The sequence below is a fragment of the Streptococcus parasanguinis genome, assembly GCF_964238605.1.
Lineage (GTDB): Bacteria > Bacillota > Bacilli > Lactobacillales > Streptococcaceae > Streptococcus > Streptococcus parasanguinis_AJ.
Window position 1 is genome coordinate 148601 of sequence record NZ_CAXSMM010000003.1, and the last position, 21710, is coordinate 170310.

Below are 21710 nucleotides of genomic sequence, written 5' to 3' on the forward strand. Positions count from 1 at the left end.
ATCAATAGTGGAAAGGAGATGGTAATATGCTATTTCCAGAATTAAGACAACTAATTGATAAAAGGAAAATAGAAACTGTTAGCCTGTAGGGCTATTATTAAATAAATGAATTAAAATTATGTAAACAATCGAATAGCAGCCAATTGGTCTGCTAATTTTCAAGAATGAATTAAAATTATGTAAATTAGAGGTATACAATATGAATAACAACTTTAACAATATGGATGATCTTTTCAATCAACTAATGGGAAATATGGGCGGTTTTCGTTCTGAAAGCCGTCGCTACATGATCAATGGTCGTGAAGTGACACCTGAAGAATTCGCTATTTACCGCCAAACTGGTCAACTGCCAATGGAAGGAAGTGAGCAAGTGCAACACCATCAAGGTAAAGGAATGAAACAAGATGGGATCCTTGCAAAACTTGGTCGCAACTTGACCGAAGAAGCTCGTGAAGGAAAATTGGATCCGGTCATTGGACGTAATAAAGAGATTCAAGAAACTGCAGAAATCTTGTCTCGTCGTACCAAGAACAATCCTGTCCTTGTAGGGGATGCTGGTGTTGGTAAAACAGCAGTTGTAGAAGGTTTGGCACAAGCTATTGTGAACGGAGATGTTCCAGCTGCCATCAAGAACAAAGAAATCATCTCGATTGATATTTCTGGTCTAGAAGCTGGTACGCAATACCGTGGTAGCTTTGAAGAAAATATTCAAAATCTGATCCAAGAAGTCAAGGCTATGGGAAATGTTATTCTCTTCTTTGATGAAATCCATCAAATCCTTGGTGCAGGTAGCACAGGTGATGGTCAAGGATCTAAAGGTCTTGCGGATATCATCAAACCTGCTCTTTCACGTGGGGAATTGACAGTCATTGGGGCAACGACTCAAGATGAATACCGTAACACCATCTTGAAGAATGCGGCTCTTGCTCGTCGTTTCAACGAAGTCAAGGTCAATGCGCCATCAGCTGAAGATACTTTCAAGATTCTCCAAGGGATCCGTGATCTTTATGAAAAACACCACAATGTCATCTTGCCAGATGAAGTTTTGAAGGCAGCGGTTGATTATTCGATCCAATACATTCCACAACGTAGCTTGCCTGATAAGGCCATTGACTTGGTCGATGTGACAGCTGCTCACTTGGCAGCCCAACATCCAGTAACAGATGTCCATGCTGTGGAACATGAAATTGAAGAAGAAAAAGCTAAACAAGAAGCTGCAGCTGCTAAAGAAGATTACGAAGCAGCTCTTAATGCAAAAGTTCGTATCGAAGAACTTGAAAAGAAAATTGAAAACCATACGGAAGACCATAAAGTAACGGCAACAATCAACGATGTGGCTGAATCTGTAGAACGGATGACGGGTATTCCAGTGTCACAAATGGGTGCAACTGATATCGAACGTTTGAAAGATATGGGTCACCGTTTGCAAACTAAGGTTATCGGTCAAGATAAAGCCGTTGAAGCAGTGGCACGTGCCATCCGTCGGAACCGTGCAGGATTTGACGAAGGGAACCGCCCAATCGGTAGCTTCCTCTTTGTAGGTCCGACTGGTGTTGGTAAAACTGAGTTGGCTAAACAATTGGCTCTTGATATGTTCGGAACCAAAGATGCCATCATCCGTTTGGATATGTCAGAATACAGCGACCGTACAGCCGTTTCTAAATTGATTGGTACAACAGCTGGTTATGTTGGTTACGATGACAACAGCAATACCTTGACAGAACGTGTTCGCCGTAACCCATACTCAATCGTTCTTCTCGACGAAATTGAAAAGGCGGACCCTCAAGTGATCACCCTTCTCCTTCAAGTTTTGGATGATGGTCGTTTGACTGATGGTCAAGGGAACACTGTAAACTTCAAGAACACTGTTATTATCGCCACTTCAAACGCAGGTTTTGGCTATGAAGCTAACTTGACAGAAGATGCGGATAAACCAGAACTCATGGATCGTTTGAAACCTTACTTCCGTCCAGAATTCTTGAACCGTTTCAACGCTGTTATTGAATTCTCACACTTGAGCAAGGAAGACCTTTCTAAGATTGTTGATTTGATGTTGGTAGATGTCAATAAGACCCTTTCTAAGAAAGAAATCGACTTGGCAGTGAGCGATGCAGCTAAAGAATACATGACTGAAGAAGGTTATGATGAAGTGATGGGTGTTCGTCCACTCCGTCGGGTAGTTGAACAACAAATCCGTGACAAAGTCACAGACTTCCACTTGGATAACTTGGATGCCAAACATCTTGAAGCTGACATGGAAGATGGTGTCCTTGTGATCAGAGAAAAAGACACAAAGAAGGAAGAAAACACTGATAAACAAGCAGACTAAGGCGAATTAGTTTGTGAAAAATAGAGGCTGCTATCATATAGCAGTCTTTATTTTTTCTTCCCACCTGGGGGAAATTATTCGCCGTATAAGGCCAAAATCCTCCTATTTGGGCTAAAAAAACATCAATAATTAGTGAAATTAATCCAATTTGAGCAAAATTATTAATAAATAAAGAAAATAAGTATATAATCTATACAAGAATAAAATTTGAGGAATGGAAGTAAGATGAGCAATACAATTGATATCTACTCAACTCCCGAATACAGAAAAGTGGAAGCCGTTGTTCAACTGATGGTTGATGGTCGCTTGACGAGCTATCGTGTCGCAACTGAAACAAACATCAGCAAAATGAGCTTGGCGACTTTGACGAAGGGAACGAGTAAAATCAAAAATATTACCTATCAAACGGCTTTGGCCTTGATTGATTGGTATGATGAGAATCATGAAAAGTATGGCATTACGATTGACTAGTCAGTAGCCCACTTTTCGTGGTTTTTTTCTTTTTCATCAAAACTTGCCTCCTCTCTGAGACTGGAGCCTGATTTTGCTTGAAGAGGATGGGAAAACTTGAAAAGACGGGCGAAATTTGATATAGTATAGCATATATGAAAATTAAAGGAGAAACATATGCAAGGCGGAAGTTTGCTAATTATGCTCGTTCTTATGGTCGGTTTGATGTACTTCATGAGCCGTAGCCAAAAGAAACAGTACCAAAAACGGATGGAAAGTTTGAATAAACTTCAAAAAGGAAATGAAGTCATCACGATTGGTGGCTTGTACGGAACCATCGATGAAGTCGACACAGACCGCAAGACCGTTGTCTTGGATGTTGATGGTGTCTACCTGACCTTTGAATTGGGAGCGATCAAAACAGTTCTTCCTGTATCAGAAGGGATTTCAGCTACTGCTACAGAAGGTGCTAGCTCAGATGCCGATTCAGCCATCGAAGAATAATCATCAAAGAAGAGGCAAGGGCCTCTTTTTTGGTGGGCAAATAGGACGATGTGATGAAGGAAAGTCCTGCTGGTTCAAAAAAGAGGCCAGAGTCCCTATTTTATGGGGATTTATGGTATAATGAAGCGATAAATATTGAAATAGGTAGAAAAACATGTTTCGTTTTAAGAAAAAAGAAAAAATCGAGATACCTTTAGAAGTCCCGAAACACATTGGGATCATTATGGATGGCAATGGTCGCTGGGCGAAAAAGCGGATGCAACCGCGTGTCTTTGGTCATAAGGCGGGGATGGAAGCTCTCCAAGAAGTGACCATTGCAGCAAAAAATATGGGGGTTCAGGTCCTGACTGTCTATGCCTTTTCTACGGAAAACTGGACACGCCCTGAAGATGAAGTCAAGTTCATCATGCACTTGCCGGTCGAGTTTTATGATCGTTTCGTCCCCGAATTGCATCGCAACAATGTCAAGATTCAAATGATCGGTGATACCAAGAAATTACCCAAAGAAACGCTGGAGGCTTTGGAAAGAGCAGAAGCGATGACCCATCTCAATACAGGCTTGATCCTGAATTTCGCGCTCAATTATGGTGGACGTGCTGAGATCACCCAGGCCGTGAAGCAGATCGCCCAAGAAGTCTTGGATGCGAAGTTTAGCCCAGAAGATATCACAGAAGAGATGATCGCTGATTCTCTCTATACCGAGAGTTTGCCACGTGTCCTAAGGGATCCGGATTTGATTATTCGTACCAGCGGAGAGATCCGTTTGAGTAATTTCCTTCCTTGGCAGGCTGCTTACAGTGAGTTGTATTTCACAGATGTGATGTGGCCAGATTTTGGAGAGGAAGCACTACGAAGTGCCATAGTAGAATATAGCCATCGCCATCGGAGATTTGGTGGTGTTTAGGAGAAGATGATGACGAAAGATTTACAAAAACGTGTGATTTTTGGAGGAATTGCCCTGCTCTTTTTCATTCCAACAGTAATGGTTGGAGGGGTGTTCTTCCAGATTGTGATTGGCTTGATCGCCATGCTAGGGGTTCATGAATTGCTCAAGATGAAGGGGCTTGAGACAGCGACCTTTGAAGGAGCGCTGGCCATGTTAGCGGCCTTCGTCCTGACGTTGCCGATCGAGGACTACCTCCCTTACCTTCCAGCAGATGGCAATATGATTGCCTATGGTTTGGTTGTCTTGATTCTCATGGGGACAACTGTTCTTGCTCAGAATTACAATTATGAAGATGTGGTCTACCCCATTGCGTCTAGCTTTTATGTTGGACTTGGTTTCCATTCCTTAGTAGATGCGCGAATCGCTGGTATTGATAAGGTTTTGTTAGCCCTCTTTATTGTCTGGGCTACAGATTCAGGTGCTTATCTGGTAGGAAGTCGGTTTGGGAAACGCAAGCTTATGCCTGCGGTTTCTCCTAATAAAACGATTGAAGGCAGTCTTGGGGGAATCTTGTCTGCAGTTGCGGTAACTGTGATCTATATGATCGTGGATCGTTCTGTGGCGGGTGGACATGGTTTTCTTGCGATGATCTTCTTTACCATCCTCTTTAGTATTGCAGGTCAGTTTGGAGATCTGGTAGAGAGTGCGATTAAACGCCACTTCGGTGTGAAAGATTCTGGGAAATTTATTCCAGGACATGGTGGTGTTCTAGACCGCTTTGATAGTTTGATTTTTGTCTTTCCCTTGATGCATTTCTTGGGCTTGTTCTAAGACAGAAGAAATAGAAAGGAAACCACGTATAGAACGATGCAGTTTATTGCCTTTATTGTTATTTTTGGAGTGATCGTTCTCGTTCACGAGTTTGGTCATTTCTATTTTGCAAAAAAATCGGGCATCCTGGTGCGAGAATTCTCGATCGGGATGGGTCCAAAGATCTTTGCCCATATTGGTCAAGATGGAACAGCCTATACGATTCGCATTCTACCTTTAGGTGGCTATGTGCGTATGGCTGGCTGGGGTGAGGACACAACTGAGATTAAAACCGGAACGCCTGTCAGCTTGACGCTAAATGAGGCTGGTAAGGTCGTCCGGATCAATCTTTCAGGAAAGAATCTGGATCAGACAGCCCTTCCCATGAATGTTACCCAGTTTGACTTTGAAGATAAATTAGAAATCACGGGCTTGGTTCTCGATGAGACCAAGACTTATGATGTCGATCATGATGCGACTATTGTTGAGGAAGATGGGACAGAAGTGCGGATTGCGCCGAGAGATGTTCAGTATCAGAATGCCAGTATTTGGGGACGGTTGATCACCAACTTTGCGGGTCCTATGAACAACTTTATCCTCAGTATTGTCGTCTATTCACTCTTAGCCTTTATGCGCGGTGGTGCGATTGACTACTACAGCAACAATGTTCAGGTGGCACCCGATGGGGCGCTAGCTAAGGTTGGTGTTAAAAGCAATGTTCAGATCCTTCAAGTCAATAACGATACCGTTAGCAACTGGGATGAGCTGACAGATGCTGTCGAAAAAGCAACCAAGGACAGCAAGACGGCTCCTGAATTGACCCTGAAGGTCAAGACAGACGGCCAAGAAAAAGAAGTCAAAGTGAAGCCAACCAAGTCAGGGAATCGTTACTATTTGGGTGTGACAAATGGCCTCAAGACAGGATTTGTGGATAAACTCTTGTCTGGTTTTACAGATACCTGGAATACAGCGACACGGATTTTGGGAGCTTTGAAAGATATCATTTTCCACTTTAGTCTCAATAAACTGGGTGGACCGGTTGCTATCTACAATGCCAGCTCACAAGCTGCTCAATTAGGAATTCCGGCAGTCTTGTCTCTTATGGCCATGCTCTCTATTAATATTGGGATCTTCAATCTAATCCCGATTCCGGCTTTGGATGGAGGGAAAATCTTGATCAATTTGATCGAGGTTGTCCGGAGAAAGCCACTGAAACAAGAAGTAGAAACCTATATGACGCTTGCAGGTGTAGCTGTAATGGTTATTTTGATGATTGCTGTCACCTGGAATGATATTATGAAATTATTTTTGAAATAGAAAAGGATATTGTCCATGAAACAAAGTAAAATGTTGATTCCAACGCTTCGCGAAATGCCAAGCGATGCCCAAGTCATTAGCCATGCTTTGATGTTGCGTGCAGGTTATGTTCGCCAAGTATCAGCTGGTGTCTATTCTTATCTGCCCTTAGCAAATCGAGTAATTGAAAAAGCAAAAGGCATCATGCGCCAAGAATTCGAAAAAATTGGAGCAGTAGAAATGCTAGCTCCAGCCCTTTTGAGTGCGGATCTCTGGCGTGAATCTGGTCGTTACGAAACTTATGGGGAAGACCTTTATAAGTTGAAAAACCGTGAAGGCTCTGACTTTATCTTAGGTCCAACTCACGAAGAAACCTTTACCGCTATTGTGCGCGACTCAGTAAAATCTTACAAACAATTGCCGTTGAATCTCTACCAAATTCAACCAAAATACCGCGATGAAAAACGTCCACGGAACGGTCTTCTTCGGACCCGTGAGTTCATCATGAAAGACGGTTATAGCTTCCATGCTAACTATGATAGCTTGGACGTTACTTACGATGAGTACAAGGCAGCTTATGAGCGGATCTTCACCCGCAGTGGTATCGACTACAAAGCCATCATCGGTGATGGTGGTGCCATGGGCGGAAAAGATAGCCAAGAGTTTATGGCTGTTACACCTGCTCGTACAGACTTGGGCCGTTGGGTTGTTTTAGACAAATCAGTGGCTTCCTTTGATGAGATCCCCGCAGAAGTCCAAGAAGAAATCAAAGCAGAATTGCTCAAATGGATGGTCTCTGGTGAAGATACCATTGCCTATTCAAGTGAATCAACCTATGCTGCCAATTTGGAGATGGCTACTAACGAATACAAGCCAAGTAACCGTGTCGTAGCGGAAGAAGAAGTGAAACGCGTGGAAACACCAGGTGTCAAATCGATTGATGAAGTAGCTGCATTCTTGAATGTTCCAGAAGAAGCTACTATCAAGACTTTGGTTTACATCGCAGATGGTGAGCCTGTTGTTGCCCTTCTCGTAGGTAATGATCAGCTCAATGAAGTGAAGTTGAAAAACCACCTCGGCGCAGACTTCTTTGAACCTGCAACCGAAGTGGAAGTGAAAGAATTATTGGGAGCTGATTTTGGCTCTCTCGGTCCAGTAGATCTTCCTGAAAATGTTAAGATTATCGCAGACCGCAAGGTCCAAGACAGCCGCAATGCAGTAGTCGGTGCCAATGAAACAGGCTACCACTTGACTGGTGTCAACCCAGGACGTGACTTTACTGCAGAATACGTTGATATCCGTGAAGTTCGTGAAGGCGAAATCTCACCAGATGGGAAAGGAGTCTTGAACTTTGCACGTGGGATCGAAATCGGTCACATTTTCAAACTCGGCACACGCTACTCCGCTAGCATGGGAGCAGATGTCTTGGACGAAAACGGTCGTGCGGTTCCAATCATCATGGGATGCTACGGAATCGGTGTCAGCCGTCTTCTTTCAGCCGTTATGGAGCAACATGCACGACTCTTTGTCAATAAGACTCCAAAAGGGGAGTACCGTTACGCTTGGGGAATTAACTTCCCTAAAGAATTGGCGCCATTTGATGTGCACTTGATTCCAGTCAATGTCAAGGATGAAGCGAGTCTTGCTTTGACCGATCGGATCGAAGAAGCCTTGGTGAATAAAGGCTACGAAGTCTTGGTGGATGACCGAAATGAACGCGCTGGTGTCAAATTCAGCGATAGTGATTTGATCGGACTTCCAATCCGCGTAACAGTTGGTAAAAAAGCAGCTGAAGGCATCGTTGAAGTGAAAATCAAAGCGACAGGAGATACCATCGAAGTTCATGCGGACAATCTCCTTGAAACTCTTTCAATCTTGAACAAATAAGAAAAAGCTTTCTGAGCTCTCACCAGTGTGGTGATGAAACTCAGGAAGCTCTTTTTATTTTTCTTCTTTAAGGCCTTGATCTTTGAAATAGGTAAAGAGATCTTGAGGTTTGCCATTGAGGTATTTCTTGAACTCAGCTGTTTCTTCCTCCCCTTGATCCCCGTAGATGGAAGCAAACTCATCTTTCTTGATTTTTGAGAAGTCAGCTTGTAAGACCTTGGCATAGGATTGTTTATCTTTCGAAATTTGAATGCGGAAGCTAAGACCAGGCTTGCCATTTAAGCTTTTATAGATATCGCTATGTTCTAATTCTTCTTGGTAGATTTCCTTTAACTCGGAAAGATCCATGTCTTGCAAATCTGAGGAAATGGGTTCAAAACTAAGAAAAGTAAAAGAGACAATTTCATCTTTTTTGTAGCCGATTTGAATTTTGTTTTGATGGTGATCGTTAAGTTCTGTGGAGAAAGTTTTGGTTCGAACGTTCTCTTCTTTTTCTTTTTTCACTTGGGAAGTGCTTTGGCTAGATGTTGTTGAAGCTTTTCCTTTTTCTGCTTGGCCCTGGCTACATGCAGTGAGGGCTAGGAGGCAGATAGAGGTCAATAATATTTTTTTCATAGAAACTCCTTATAGGTTAATGGTGTTCGATCTTGTATGAAACAAGTTTTGAACAGGTTTCATTATACCATAAAAGTTTTAAAAATGAAAAAATATACAAAAATCTTCAAAATTTGCTTTTAAAAACACCTAAAATCAACAATTTTTATCTATGTGTTGAGTTAGTATAAAAGGACAGAGTGTCTTCTTTTCTTCTCAGAAATAATACTAGTTGGAGACTACTGGGGCAAGGAATTCAGAAAATATATTACAGATTTATGACAAAATGTTACACAATTGTAACAAAGTTACAATGTTTTATCAGTTAGCCCTCTAAACTTGACATTCTGGCAATATTTCATTAAGATATTTTTAAGTAAATAATACAAACAGGGAGAAAAAGGTAAAATATACAGTTATCTGGCATTTTACTAATTCGTACTAAAATGTATTGTTTATGAAAAAAATATAAGGGTATCAGCCCAAAAGGAGAAAAATATGGCTCAAATTAAATTAACTCCAGAAGACCTACGTGCTTCAGCACAACGTTATGCACAAGGTTCTCAAGAAATCGATCAAATCCTTACTACTTTGACTCATGAACAACAAGTCATCGACGCAAACTGGGATGGATCTGCATTTGATAGCTTTGAAGCACAATTCAACGAATTGTCTCCAAAAATCAAACAATTCGCTCAATTGTTGGAAGACATCAACGGTCAATTGATCAAAGTTGCTGATATCGTTGAACAAACTGACCAAGATATCGCTGCACAAATCCACTAAGATAGTCTTGGAGGTGATCTTACTTCTTGTAGGTAGATCACCCTTTTGTCTTTTGATATATAGAAAATAGGGGTTAGATTCTTAATTCCTAACCCCTATTTTGTATCTATGAATTAGAAAAAGGAAAAGGTATGGAAGTTAAAAATAAAAAATGGTTAAAATACATCGGTCAGAGTGCGGTTGTGCTCCTTTTGATGGGATCTGTAGTGGGTCTTTATACGACGGTTCAAAAGGACCAAAAGCAAAACGAAGCCAAGACCGTGCAAACGACAGAAAACACCAAGCTCAACATTGCGGTTGTCAATGAAGACAAGGCGGTCAAACTGAATGATAAAGAATACAACCTTGGGGCTAGCTATGTAAAGAATATCGAACGGGATAATTCACAAAACTGGTCTGTACTCCCTCGTGGAGCCGCTGAGTCAGGGCTTGCAGATGGCAAGTACCAATTGATGATTGTCATTCCAAGTGACTTCTCAGAGAAGGTCTTGGAAGTGAACGCGGTTAATGCAGAGAAGACAACGGTGACGTATAAGGTCAATGCGGCTGGAAATTCTCAGGTTGAAAACGAGGCCAATAAAGTCGCTAAAGATATTGTTTCAGACTTGAATAGCCAGTTGGTTGATATGTATATGGTTAGCATTTTGAGCAACCTTTATACAGCTCAGAAGAACGTGGAAACAAGTAACAAAATCCAATCGACCAACATTGGTTCATACCGAAGCAACTTGCTGGATTCGGCCTTGGATTCCAAGAATATCTTTCCAAGTCTCTATAGCTTGTCTACGTCTTCTGTCGAGTCGAATAATGCCTTGAAGACAGTCCTTGAGTCTTATACACAGGCTTTTGATCAATTGACCCAATCTCAGGATCAGTACGGTCAAAACTTCGACACATTGATCAAGCAACGCTCTGAGGATAAGATCAGCCATGAAGAGTTCATGAACCAGCTGATGTCTATGAACCAGTCTGTTGTCAGTGAAAAGACCCAAGAGTTGTATAAGAATCTACAACAAAACCAAGAAGCAATTACCAAACAATTAAGTCAACCAACTGAAACAGAAGGAGATGCTTCAGGGACCAAGACCTATGCAGGCTTGACAAAAGATGTGAATGATCGTGTGGCAGACCTCGAAAAAGGGATCAAGGCAGAACGCGACAAATTAGATGAGCACGAAAAGAACATCGAGTCTTCTGTAAAAACGAAGATCCTTGACTACTATGGTCTAAAAGAAGGAGACAAAGTCACTCTTCGTACCTTGCTTGGAAAACCAAAAATCGAAACTATCAGTAAGGCTCGAGATAAAGCGGATGATGACATTCGTCAAGCGATTGAAAAACTTCCGTCTTTAGACCCTGCTAGTCTTAATCTGAATAAGTATGGGAATCTCAACGCAGCGATTAATTTTGATAGTGCTTTTGCTGGAACGAAGGCGCAAGCAAAAGGGAATGCCGATGAATTAAAACGATTGGCTGCAGAAGTGGATGCCAAATCAACGGCAGTTGCGGATGTCCTCAATGCTAAATCTGGAAAACAGAAGGTTAGCATCCAAGTGCCAGCAGGAGTCAAGGTTGATACTTGGACCTATGATGGACATACTTATGCAGGTAGCGGCGAGCAGGAAGTCGAACTGAAAGATGGCAAACAAATTCAAATTCACCTTGTTGAAGATGGAGGAGCTATGCCAAGCGCGATTGATGTTGAAGTCCTTGTGAATGGAGTTTCTTCAACCAGTGTGACTGTATCTGCAGAAGACTTGAAAACAGCTGTCGCTAACTATGCATCGAAAGCTAGTGAAATCGCCCTGGATTATCAACGCGCGGGAGCATTGATCGATGCTTACTATCCAAAAGATGACAAGGGAGATCGTCATTCGCTCTATGATCCGATCGAAGATATGGATTTGACAAATGCTTTGGTCGATGTCGTGAAGGCTGCCGTTTCAAGTAACATGAAGGACTACCGTAAGAGTATTGAAACGGATGAATCTGGGGATGCAACGAAGAGTGTGAAAGCCCAGTTAGATGGTACCCTTAAACAGTTGCAAGACTTGGGACCACAATTGCAGGCAAATCTTCAAGCAATCGAAAACACCAACAAGGATCTAACCCAAAATATCAACGATCAATTGAAGCAGTATGCAGACCTTCAAAGACGCCTAGAAGAGATCTCAAAAGCGCAGGAAACAGTGACACAGGCTCAAACCAAGACCGATGCAGATTTGTCAGCTCTTGGTTCTGAATACACGTCATTATTGAGCTCGACAGAAGGCGTTAAGAGCTCATCTCGTAGCAATGTAGAAGCTGCTAACTCTACCAATGAAATCTTTAGCCAATTGAACAAAGAATTGGAAAAAGCCCAAGGCAATACAGAGAAATTGTCTAGCAATGCAGAGAGCTTGATGGGTGAATTCGACAAGGAATTGTCTGAAAATGGGAACTTCGTCGAAGCCTTCCGTAAGGTCTTCAACAATGCCTATGAAAACGGAGTGCCGAATGAAGTCTTGCTCGACTTCTTGTCAAATCCAGTTGCAGAGAAATCTTCTTCTGTGAAAGCGACTATCAACGTCTACCGTCCATTTATCTGGATCTTTATGTTGGAAGTCTTGAGTCTCTTTACAGCTTATCTCTTTGCGACTCAACCAATCATTCGCAAGGTTAAGGATCGTTTCAAATTGGATCGTTTGCAAGAATCAGATCTCTTGTCTGTCGGTGTCCTTGTGGGACTTTCTCTCATCCTTGGACTGGTGATCGGAATGATTTCAAGTATTCAACTCTCTGTTGGTCGTGAATATGTACCTTCATGGGTGTTCTTAGCGGTTCTAGCAAGCTTTGTCTTGGTACAACTACAATACCTTCTTTTGAAACACTTCCGTGTGATTGGAATGGGACTGGCCTTCTTCATGTTGATCAGCTATGTCTACCTATCAAGCGCGATCGGAACGACCGCGACCTTGTCAGGCCTTCCAGCACTGGTGAAAAATGTCAACCTCCTTTCTATTTTAGAAGGACAGTTTGCGGGTTACTTTGATGGACAAACAGCCGGTATCGGCGTCTTCTTCGGATTGTTGGTCTTCTTCGGCCTTTTGGCCCTTGCCAATATCTTCATTCCTAAGAAGTTTACTCAAACAAAGGAAATTGAATCAAGCTTATGAAAAAAATGATGTATCTTCTCTTTGTCTTTAGTCTCTTACCAGTAGCTGTTGTTTCTGCAGATGATTTTATTGATAATCGTCTGCAGGTCAACAACTCACGTCTTGAGACCGAGCAGGAAAAGACACTTGGGGGCCAATTGGATGCGACTGAGTCTCTTTTCAATGAGAAGGATCAGAAAAAATTAGCAGATGAAAAACGCAAGCAAGAGAAACAATTGACCGATTCAGACGGCCAGTTGTTTTCTGCTATAAAGGGAAAGAAAAAAACGGGGCCTGAAGCGGACCTGTTCCAGCCTGAAAATCAAAAATTATCTAAATTCGAGTCCAATGTGGAGGACAATTCGGCCAGCTTGTCGGATTTTATTCCAGCCTTGCAAATGCTGGCTTGGAGTGCTCTTCTCTTTGGGATTGCTGGCTATATTTCCTATCGAATCTATAGAAAAGAGGCCTAAATGGACCAACATATCAATGTCACCTTCCGTATGAATGGTGCAAGCCATGACCTCCGAATCCCAACGCGGATGGAGGTGCGACGCTTGATTCGGGAATTGGATCAGATCTTTGGGTCTGCCATGGAACCTAGAAGCAAGTATCAGTTGCGCGTGGTAAATAAAGGCATCTTGCTGGATGAAGGCAAGGTGGTACAAGAGTATCCGATCACGAGTGGTGATCTGATCGAGATTGAGGAGTGGTAAGGTGAAAGAAGAACAATTTACACTGGAAGAACAAGTCTTCCGTTTTGAAAAAGAAGAAACGAGCTGGCGGCTGGACCTCAAGCGTTCAGAAGTGGATAGCCAGGATTTACGCAATTTATGGATTTTGGATCTCCATCATCCCTTGTTTTTAGAGCAAAGCATGACAGCGGATCAAGACCAGATTCATCTGACCTATCAGACAGACGCGCTAGGCTTGAGTGCAGAAGAAATCCAGGCATTACCGGTTTCAGACCGTCTGCGTCTAGCTATCAATGTCTTGGATTTGGCGCCAGCCTTGGAGCTTCCGGTGACCTTTATGTTGCATCCTATCAATTTGTTTGTGACCAAGGATGCGCAAGTCAAGATCGCTTATCGCGGGGTGCCGGGAATGATGGTGCCACGCAAGTGGGATCAGGTTGAATTCTTGCGCCAGGCCAAGTGTTATGCGGTCACTCTTTTTGGGGACTGGGATTTCATGGAGCTCTATCAAGGCACGCTCGAATTAGAAGATCTGCCTGATTTCTTGGTAGAAATCCGTGATGCTGCTAGCTTAGAAGAGATGAAAGCTCTCTTAGAGAAAGCCTACCAAGAACGCAAGGAAGAGGAAGAGAAGACCTTGACCTTGGTTTCAAGTCGTCAACACCGAATCTTTAAGTTGGCAACAGTATGGCTTTCAGCTGTAGTGGCCCTCTTACTCTTGCCCTTGATTTATTTGGTCTTTTTCCAAGCCCCCTTTAAAGAAAAGTTGCTTCAAGCGGATACTGCTTTTCTTAAAGTAGACTACACCGGTGTGATCGATGAGTTGGAGGGAGTGGCTCCAAGCAGTCTTCCAACGACACAGAAATACGAGTTGGCGACGTCTTACTTGCAAGGCTTGAATTTCTCAGAGGACCAAAAGAAGGTCATCCTCAACAACGTCACGCTCAAATCAGACAGTCTCTATCTCCACTACTGGATCTATATCGGCCGTCATGACTTTACCCAAGCGCTGGATACAGCCAAGCGGATCGACGATTCAGACTTGATCATCTATGCCCTTCGTAAAGAAATCAAGGCGACACGTGATAGCGAAAAACTCTCTGGTGAACAGCGCGAGAAGAAACTCTCTGAGCTAGAGGGCGAATACAAGAAATACTGGGATGCCCGCTCTAAACTCTTGGAAGCAGAGACAGATGAAACCAAAGCTTCCACTAGCAGCTCAACAACGGCTTCGTCTACAGAAGGTTCCTCAACAGAAAGCTCGTCTTCTACAACTGCAAGCTCGACTGAGTCTAGCGACCACAAGGAGTAGTCTATGAAAAAACGTATCATACTCTATAAAAAAGGTTTTCGCTATGAGCTAGCGCTAGAAGAGGGAAAAACAGCGACTGTATCGAATCAAGAAACAGCTCAGTTGACCCTGGCTTCGCAAGAAAATCCCCTTCATTTCCAATGGAGTCAAGGAGAAATCTTCTACCAGTATGGTGAAGACAAGGGTGTGCTTGAAAATAGCAAGATCCTTGGGGATGTGGTCTGCTACTTGGCGACAGGAGAAGTCCATACCTATGAACTGCTAGACAAGGAAGAGATCCTTGTAGCAGATGAAAAGGGTGCGGATGTGCGCTTGCACTATCCAGTACGCTTTCTCCTTGTGAAAAAAGAGCAGACTTGGACTTGCCAGCTCTTATCCGGAAAACTCTACCATAACCACAAACTCGTCAGTGAAGCGACTTTTCCACTGGACTTTGGGGATGAGCTGGCCATTGGAGATGTGACCTTTAAGCTCTATCCGGAAGAATTTGGCGTGGAAGGGGCTGTAGAAGTAAGTCCTTATCTAGTGCCGCGTTTGCATTCGCGTTACGACTTTTACAAGGACTATCCAGAGTACCACCGGTCTCCGCGGATCATCTACCGGAGTTCGGAAGACAAGATCTTGATCAATCCTCCGGGAGCGGAGCCTCAAAAGCCATCAGATGAACTCTTGAAGTTGATCATGCCACCCCTCATCATGGTTGGGGTGACCCTCTTGATCACCATTTTCCAACCGCGGGGGCTCTATATCATCGCGACGGTATCCATGTCTGTGGTCAGTGTGATCTTTTCGGTCCAAGGCTTCTTCAAGAATCGTAAGAAATACAAAGAAGACAAGAAAGAGCGCGTGGAGCTCTACCATCTCTATCTCAAGGACAAGGCCAAGGACTTGGAACAGCTATCTCGGAAGCAGCGAGAAGGCATGTTTTACCATTTCCCAGCGATCGAAGACTTGACTAAGATGGTCAAACGCTATGACTCGCGGATCTACGAAAAAACACCGCTTCATTTTGACTTTTTGGCCTATCGTTTGGGATTGGGCAAGGTTCCAACCAGCTATGAGCTTAAATATGGTCAGGAAGAACGCAGTGGGAAGAAAGATGCCTTGGAAGAAGAAGGCTACGCTCTTTTCCAAGCTCACCAAAAGATCGACAATCTTCCGATTGTAGCTAGCCTTAATCGGGGACCTGTAGGGTATGTCGGTCCTCGCCCTATCGTGCTAGAACAGTTGCAGCTCCTCGTTGCTCAATTGGCTGTTTTTCACTCTTACCATGATCTGACCATTATTCCGATCATTCCAGAAGAGGAAAAAGAAAGCTGGGATTGGATGCGCTGGTTGCCCCATGCAACTCTGCAAGACATGAATGTCCGTAGCTTTGTCTACAATCAGCGGACACGCGATCAGGTCTTGAACAGTCTCAACCAAATCCTCAAGCTCCGCAAGGCGCAAAAAGAGGAAGAAAAAGCCAATGACACCAAGATCTTCCACCCTCATTATGTGGTCCTCATCACCGATGAGACCTTGATTTTGGACCATGTCATCATGGAGTTCTTCCGTGAGGATCCGACAGAGCTCGGCTGCTCCATCATCTATGTGGCAGACGTGCTCTCATCTCTTTCTGAAAATATCCAAACCGTTATCTCTATCAAGGACCGCAACCAAGGGCAATTGCTCTTGCAAGAAGGGGTCCTTCGGGAGCTTGACTTCCAATTGGATCACTTCCCTGAAGGTTATGACAAGGAAGCCATCTCGCGTGGCCTTGCTCCACTGAAGCATATCCAACAACTCAAGAGCTCAATTCCGGACTCGGTGACCTTCCTTGAAATGTACCAGGCAGAGACCTTCAATGACCTCAAGGTCTTGAGTCGTTGGGAGAGCCATGCCCCTTACCAAAGTTTGGCTGTTCCGATCGGTCTGCGCGGGAAGGACGATTTGGTCTACCTCAATCTCCATGAAAAAGCTCACGGCCCCCACGGTTTGATCGCAGGGACAACAGGTTCTGGTAAGTCTGAAACCATTCAGTCTTATATCCTGAGCCTTGCTGTCAACTTCCACCCACACGATGTGGCTTTCCTCCTCATCGACTACAAGGGTGGGGGAATGGCCAACCTCTTCAAGGATCTGCCTCACTTGCTTGGAACCATCACCAACTTGGATGGTGCCCAGTCCATGCGGGCCCTAGCCTCTATCAATGCGGAGATCCATCGTCGGGAACGCCTCTTTGGTCAATATGGGGTTAACCATATCAACCAATACCAAAAGAAATTTAAACTCGGTGAAGCGACTGAACCGCTTCCTCACCTCTTCTTGATCAGTGATGAGTTCGCCGAACTCAAGGTCAACCAACCAGACTTCATCAAGGAATTGGTCTCTATCGCGCGTGTCGGGCGTTCCCTCGGGGTACACTTGATCCTTGCGACGCAAAAACCTTCTGGGGTCGTGGATGACCAGATCTGGTCCAACTCCCGCTTCAAGCTAGCCCTCAAGGTGGCAGACCGTGGCGACTCTATGGAGATGCTGCGGACAGCAGATGCAGCTGAGATCACTCAGACCGGTCGTGCCTACCTCCAAGTGGGGAACAACGAAGTCTATGAACTCTTCCAAACCGCTTGGTCTGGAGCAGACTACCAGCCTGAAAAGGACCAGCTAGGGATCGAAGACCATACTATCTACTTGATCAATGAACTGGGCCAATACGAAGTCCTCAATCAAGACCTCTCCGGTCTGGATATGGCAGAAGAAATCAAGGAAGTGCCAACAGAGCTGGATGTCATCGTGCAAGAAATCAACCACTTGCATCAACAAGAAGGTATCGCAGCTGTGGCCCAACCATGGTTGCCACCCCTCAAAGAGCGGATTACGCTGGATGAGTTGGAAAAGGTCGTGCCAATCGAGGCTTGGCAAAAACGGACAGCTCCAAGCGTCCTGATCGGGGTAGCCGATATCCCACAAGCGCAAAAGCAAGAAGCAGTCGCTATCGATCTGTCAAAAGATGGGAATATCCTCCTTTACGGAAGTCCAGGTACAGGAAAGACCACTTTCCTCCAGACTGCCGCAATGGATCTGGCTCGCAAGCAGAGTCCAGAAAATCTGACCATGTATCTGCTGGATTTCGGAACCAATGGTTTAGCGCCCCTGACTCAATTGCCACATGTGGCCGATAGCCTCTTGCTGGATCAGACGGAGAAAATCCAGAAATTCATCCGGATCATCAACCGCGAGTTGGATCGTCGCAAGAAGCTCCTGTCTGAGCATGGTGTCGGCACCATCGCCCTCTACCGTGAAGTGACCGGTAAGCAAGAGCCAACCATGGTCATCCTCATGGATAGCTATGAGTCTATGAAGGACGAGCCTTATGAGACAGACCTCTTCAAGCTCTTCATGCGGATCTCCCGTGAAGGTCTCAGCATCGGTGTGCACCTGATCATCACAGCTAGCCGTCAGAACAACCTACGTGCTCAGCTCTATTCAAACTTCAAACACCAGCTGACCTTGCCACAAAATGATATCTCTGAAGTCCGCGGTATCGTAGGAGCAACCCCACTGGCGTCTACGATGGAAGACATCAAGGGACGCGCGCTCATGAAGCGTGACGAAGTCGATGTCGTCCAGTTCGCCCTGCCAGTCGCAGGAGACAATGATATCCAAATCATCAACAACCTCCGCGATCAAGTCCAAAGCCTCAAAGAAATGTGGACAGGCCGCACCCCAGCAGGCATCCCAATGGTGCCAGATGAGTTGACAGAAGCAGCCTTCTACGGACGTGAGGATGTAGCGGCCTTGCTGGATGGAGGCAAAGTACCTCTCGGACTGGATCTGGAAACAGTTGAACCTGTGACATGGGATCCTGATTTATCAAACTTACTTTATTTAACAAGTAAAGAAAGTCAAATGACAAATCTGCTAAAACAATTAATCCAGTATGGTCAAAAACATCAAGAGAAGTTAGTTGTATTCGCACCTGAACATAATTTCTTACCTAAAATAGAAAATATAGAAGTATTAAGTTCAAAAGAAGATGTAATGGATATGATTGGCGGATTAGCATTAAAGGTTTCTGAGAGACTAGGTAAACGATTGACAGATCACGTAGTTAAAATCATTATCCTTGATTTTGCACATTTTGTAGATGGTTTAGATTCAGTAACACAGCAAAAATTAATCAGTGTATTAGAAAAAGGCTATCGTGTAGGTTACAGTTCTGTAATTATGAGTGATTCAGGTATTTCTAGCCGTTATGATCCTGTAACAAAAGAAGTGAAGAAAATATCACAGGTTCTTTTAGGTCTTCGATACACAGACCAGACCATTGTTACAGCAGTCAATAAACCAATTAGAGAAGGGCAACTAGGCTACCAAGAGCATTATTATATTAGACAAAATACCTTGAATAAAATTAAGGTTTTAGTAGATAAGGAGTCAATATGAGTGGATCAAATATTTTAATACAAATAAGTGAAATTAATTCAGTTTTAAGTGCCTCAAGGGAGAAATTAAAAAAACTACTAGCCGCTAAGAGCAAAGTAGATACGATAGAGATTGCGTTGAAGTATATTCCCGAAAATGCAGAAAGCATAAAAGACTCCTATAATTTATATGGCGCTCCATATGATGTGATGGCTACTGATGAAAAACAAGTTGTTACTCAGGCAAATACAGATTTTAAAAAAGTACGGGATACTGTATCAAATGAGTTAGAACAAGCTATTAAACAAGAAAATACTATTATAAGTAGTAATAGCTATTTGTTGGAATCATTGCAAAAACAACTCAGTTTTTTAAGAGATTAAGGAGGAGAGTATGACTGAAGTTAAAATTAATAATATTTCAGAATTAGAGTCATATGGAAAGAATATAAAAGACTTTTCTGATAAGTATGAAGTAGAAACCAATGCTCTGTATCGCAATTTTACTGATAAAGCTGGTAGTGATAGTAAAGGAGAGGCGATAAAAGCTTACTTTGAAAAATTAAATAATATACAGAGTCAAGTATTCTCTGAGTTACCTTCTGCCATTAAAAAATATGGGGAAGTTGTAACAACGTATGTTAGTGAAATTAGAGCGACAGAGTTTGTTGATAAGTGTTATAGTAGCGATACGGGAGCGAATGATTTATCAAGCCTACTTAAAGGAGCACAAACAAATGATATTTTCAATCTATCCAAAGATTTAGATGGGGCTTTTAAACAGGCTGCGGATGCTATGGGAAATTCTCCACATAATACAGAAGGGGCTCTTAATACAGCTACGACAGATTTAGAGAAGGCGGCTACTAAACGAATTGAAAAAGATAAGGCGGTACAAGAAGCCTATAGTAAATTTACAAAAAATCTTGAAGACGAGACTGCTGCAATAAAGAGCTTCCAGGGTATCTTAAATAATGCAATATACTTTTCCGATATTTCGAGTTCAACAATTTTTGAAGCTATTGCGAATGGAGAACTTACTGCTGAACAAATGTTCTATTTAGATGTCCTTAAGTCGAAGAAGGATAATCAAATTTTACTAACGATGTTAGGTGATACACCAGGAGATGTTTTAAAAATAGATCCAGAAACAATTTCTTATGATATGTATACAGTTATTGCAGATATACAAAATCATTGGACAACTAGGGAGGATCTAAAAAAATGGCAACACTTTATTAGTGCTCTGGGAGACTACTCGGTTGAGCGTAATCAAACTTTCGAAAATTATATTTTGGAAGCAGAAGATAAAATAGGCGAAATGAAAATTGCTCAAATGACCTCTTGGTATATGCAAAAGCCGAAAAAACCAGAAAATGCAACTCCTGAAGAAATGGAAGAATATAATAACGCATTAGAAATATATCAAAATATGTTGAACGCTCATCAATTACAGTTGAGTTCAATTAACAGAAGTATATCATTGTTGAGTTCTTTACAAGTACTAGGAGTAGGGAATTGGAAAAAAGTCGAGGTTCACCCTAATTCACAATCTGCGGAAACTCATTTATATAGAAAGATTGCTACTATTGAAGAAAGTAATGGTCAATTTAAAATAAAAACTGAAACAGGAGTTCGCACCTCTCCGATTAGTGTTCAGATGAGTATGAGTGAGTATGAAAAAGAGAGGAACTTTGATTTTAAAAATACTGATTATAAATGGGGTGGAGATTACAAGGAGTATATTTCAACAACTGAGTTTACAAATTCTGGAATGCAAGCTTCTGAGTATAGTGAACATTTGAATAATCTAATAGATGAAAGAAAAGCTGCAAAAGAAAAATTTAGTTTAACATTGCTTGGTTCAATTAGTGAAACAGTAATTTCATTTCTTCCATTTGGTTCAACTGCAGCATCAGTTATAAAAACGGCACACTCAGCCCTTGAAGACAGTGATATTAATGGAGTTCAGTCTAATATGACAAAAACTATAAAGTCTGGAAGAGACGAGTTTAAAAAGTATTATAAGAGAACAACAGGTGAATCACTTCCAGATAGTAAGTTTGATAAAGCTTGGGGGCATTGGGGTAAACTGAGTTCGGGTGCTTCTGATATTTTTAAAGGTTATATGAATTACCAATCTAAAATAAATGAAATAGATAAAGAAACTGAAAAAGCAAAAGAAACAATGATGCATAATATTCTAGATTATGGAGGTTGGAGTTTATCTGAAAAGGGGAATGGAACGATAGCTAAAGGTAGAATGGGGCAATACTACGATTTTACTGCATCTTTGAGAGCTAATGATTTGAATACCACAGGTTTAACTGGTTATATTGATTCACCGAAAAATAAATTCACTCAGAAGGATTTAGATAATTCAATTGAGAACTCATTTACAGAAAAACAAAAAGAGGATTACGCAAATGTTATTGCTTATGCTAGAGGTGGTGAAGAAGCATCTGGCTTAACTTTGGAAAGTATGACAGCAGATCAATTAGAGAAATTTAATAGTATTGTATCGAATTTAGGTGGAGATTCATGGTCTCAAATGAAATTTTATTTTGAAGATAAATTTAGCATGGAAGAAGTTCATAATTAAGCAAATAGAGGATGGAAGG

General features: G+C 42.6%; 16 protein-coding genes. 15 read left to right on the forward strand and 1 reads right to left on the reverse strand.

Annotated elements, in window-relative coordinates; translation table 11 throughout:
* The first annotated feature begins 199 nt into the window (after positions 1-199).
* The 7 genes from ACESR9_RS04100 (at position 200) to ACESR9_RS04130 (ending at position 8162) form a co-directional block, all read left to right on the forward strand.
* On the forward strand, positions 200-2329 hold the full coding sequence (locus ACESR9_RS04100; protein ID WP_373105692.1) for an AAA family ATPase: 2130 nt from the start codon (positions 200-202) through the stop codon (positions 2327-2329).
* Positions 2330-2554: 225 nt separating this feature from the next.
* Complete coding sequence (locus ACESR9_RS04105) at positions 2555-2800, forward strand: hypothetical protein (protein ID WP_003009969.1); 246 nt, start codon at positions 2555-2557, stop codon at positions 2798-2800.
* Positions 2801-2956: 156 nt separating this feature from the next.
* Complete coding sequence (yajC, locus tag ACESR9_RS04110; RefSeq protein WP_003004444.1) at positions 2957-3283, forward strand: preprotein translocase subunit YajC; 327 nt, start codon at positions 2957-2959, stop codon at positions 3281-3283.
* 154 nt (positions 3284-3437) lie between these two features.
* On the forward strand, positions 3438-4187 hold the full coding sequence (uppS, locus tag ACESR9_RS04115) for an undecaprenyl pyrophosphate synthase (protein WP_003009971.1): 750 nt from the start codon (positions 3438-3440) through the stop codon (positions 4185-4187).
* Between the two features lie 9 nt (positions 4188-4196).
* Complete coding sequence (locus ACESR9_RS04120) at positions 4197-5000, forward strand: phosphatidate cytidylyltransferase (RefSeq protein WP_023919527.1); 804 nt, start codon at positions 4197-4199, stop codon at positions 4998-5000.
* Positions 5001-5036: 36 nt separating this feature from the next.
* Complete coding sequence (gene rseP, locus ACESR9_RS04125; RefSeq protein ID WP_021154371.1) at positions 5037-6296, forward strand: RIP metalloprotease RseP; 1260 nt, start codon at positions 5037-5039, stop codon at positions 6294-6296.
* A gap of 15 nt (positions 6297-6311) precedes the next feature.
* Positions 6312-8162 (forward strand): proline--tRNA ligase, encoded by a 1851-nt coding sequence (locus ACESR9_RS04130; RefSeq protein WP_373105696.1) that lies wholly within the window; start codon positions 6312-6314, stop codon positions 8160-8162.
* 54 nt (positions 8163-8216) lie between these two features.
* Here the strand turns inward: ACESR9_RS04130 and ACESR9_RS04135 are convergent, their stop codons facing one another.
* Positions 8217-8777, reverse strand: a complete 561-nt coding sequence (locus tag ACESR9_RS04135) for a hypothetical protein (RefSeq protein WP_031576579.1) — start codon at positions 8775-8777, stop codon at positions 8217-8219.
* 477 nt (positions 8778-9254) lie between these two features.
* Between ACESR9_RS04135 and ACESR9_RS04140 the strand changes: the two genes are divergently transcribed.
* The 8 genes from ACESR9_RS04140 to ACESR9_RS04175 all read left to right on the forward strand — a co-directional run bounded on the left by ACESR9_RS04140 (position 9255) and on the right by ACESR9_RS04175 (position 21691).
* Positions 9255-9542, forward strand: a complete 288-nt coding sequence (locus ACESR9_RS04140; protein ID WP_003016069.1) for a WXG100 family type VII secretion target — start codon at positions 9255-9257, stop codon at positions 9540-9542.
* 131 nt (positions 9543-9673) lie between these two features.
* The gene (gene esaA / locus ACESR9_RS04145) at positions 9674-12697 is read left to right on the forward strand and encodes a type VII secretion protein EsaA (protein ID WP_373105697.1); all 3024 of its coding nucleotides are present in this window, start codon (positions 9674-9676) and stop codon (positions 12695-12697) included.
* Entirely contained in the window at positions 12694-13149 is a 456-nt protein-coding gene (gene essA / locus ACESR9_RS04150) for a type VII secretion protein EssA (protein ID WP_045759059.1), read from the forward strand. The genes esaA and essA overlap by 4 nt, the downstream gene beginning before the upstream one ends.
* Entirely contained in the window at positions 13150-13392 is a 243-nt protein-coding gene (locus ACESR9_RS04155) for an EsaB/YukD family protein (RefSeq protein WP_003013697.1), read from the forward strand. It abuts the gene before it with no gap.
* 1 nt (position 13393) lies between these two features.
* Entirely contained in the window at positions 13394-14683 is a 1290-nt protein-coding gene (essB, locus tag ACESR9_RS04160; RefSeq protein ID WP_049491012.1) for a type VII secretion protein EssB, read from the forward strand.
* A gap of 3 nt (positions 14684-14686) precedes the next feature.
* Complete coding sequence (essC, locus tag ACESR9_RS04165; RefSeq protein ID WP_373105698.1) at positions 14687-19111, forward strand: type VII secretion protein EssC; 4425 nt, start codon at positions 14687-14689, stop codon at positions 19109-19111.
* The gene (locus tag ACESR9_RS04170; protein ID WP_247923495.1) at positions 19108-19473 is read left to right on the forward strand and encodes a hypothetical protein; all 366 of its coding nucleotides are present in this window, start codon (positions 19108-19110) and stop codon (positions 19471-19473) included. The genes essC and ACESR9_RS04170 overlap by 4 nt, the downstream gene beginning before the upstream one ends.
* A gap of 10 nt (positions 19474-19483) precedes the next feature.
* Positions 19484-21691 (forward strand): hypothetical protein, encoded by a 2208-nt coding sequence (locus ACESR9_RS04175; protein WP_247923494.1) that lies wholly within the window; start codon positions 19484-19486, stop codon positions 21689-21691.
* Positions 21692-21710: the final 19 nt, after the last annotated feature.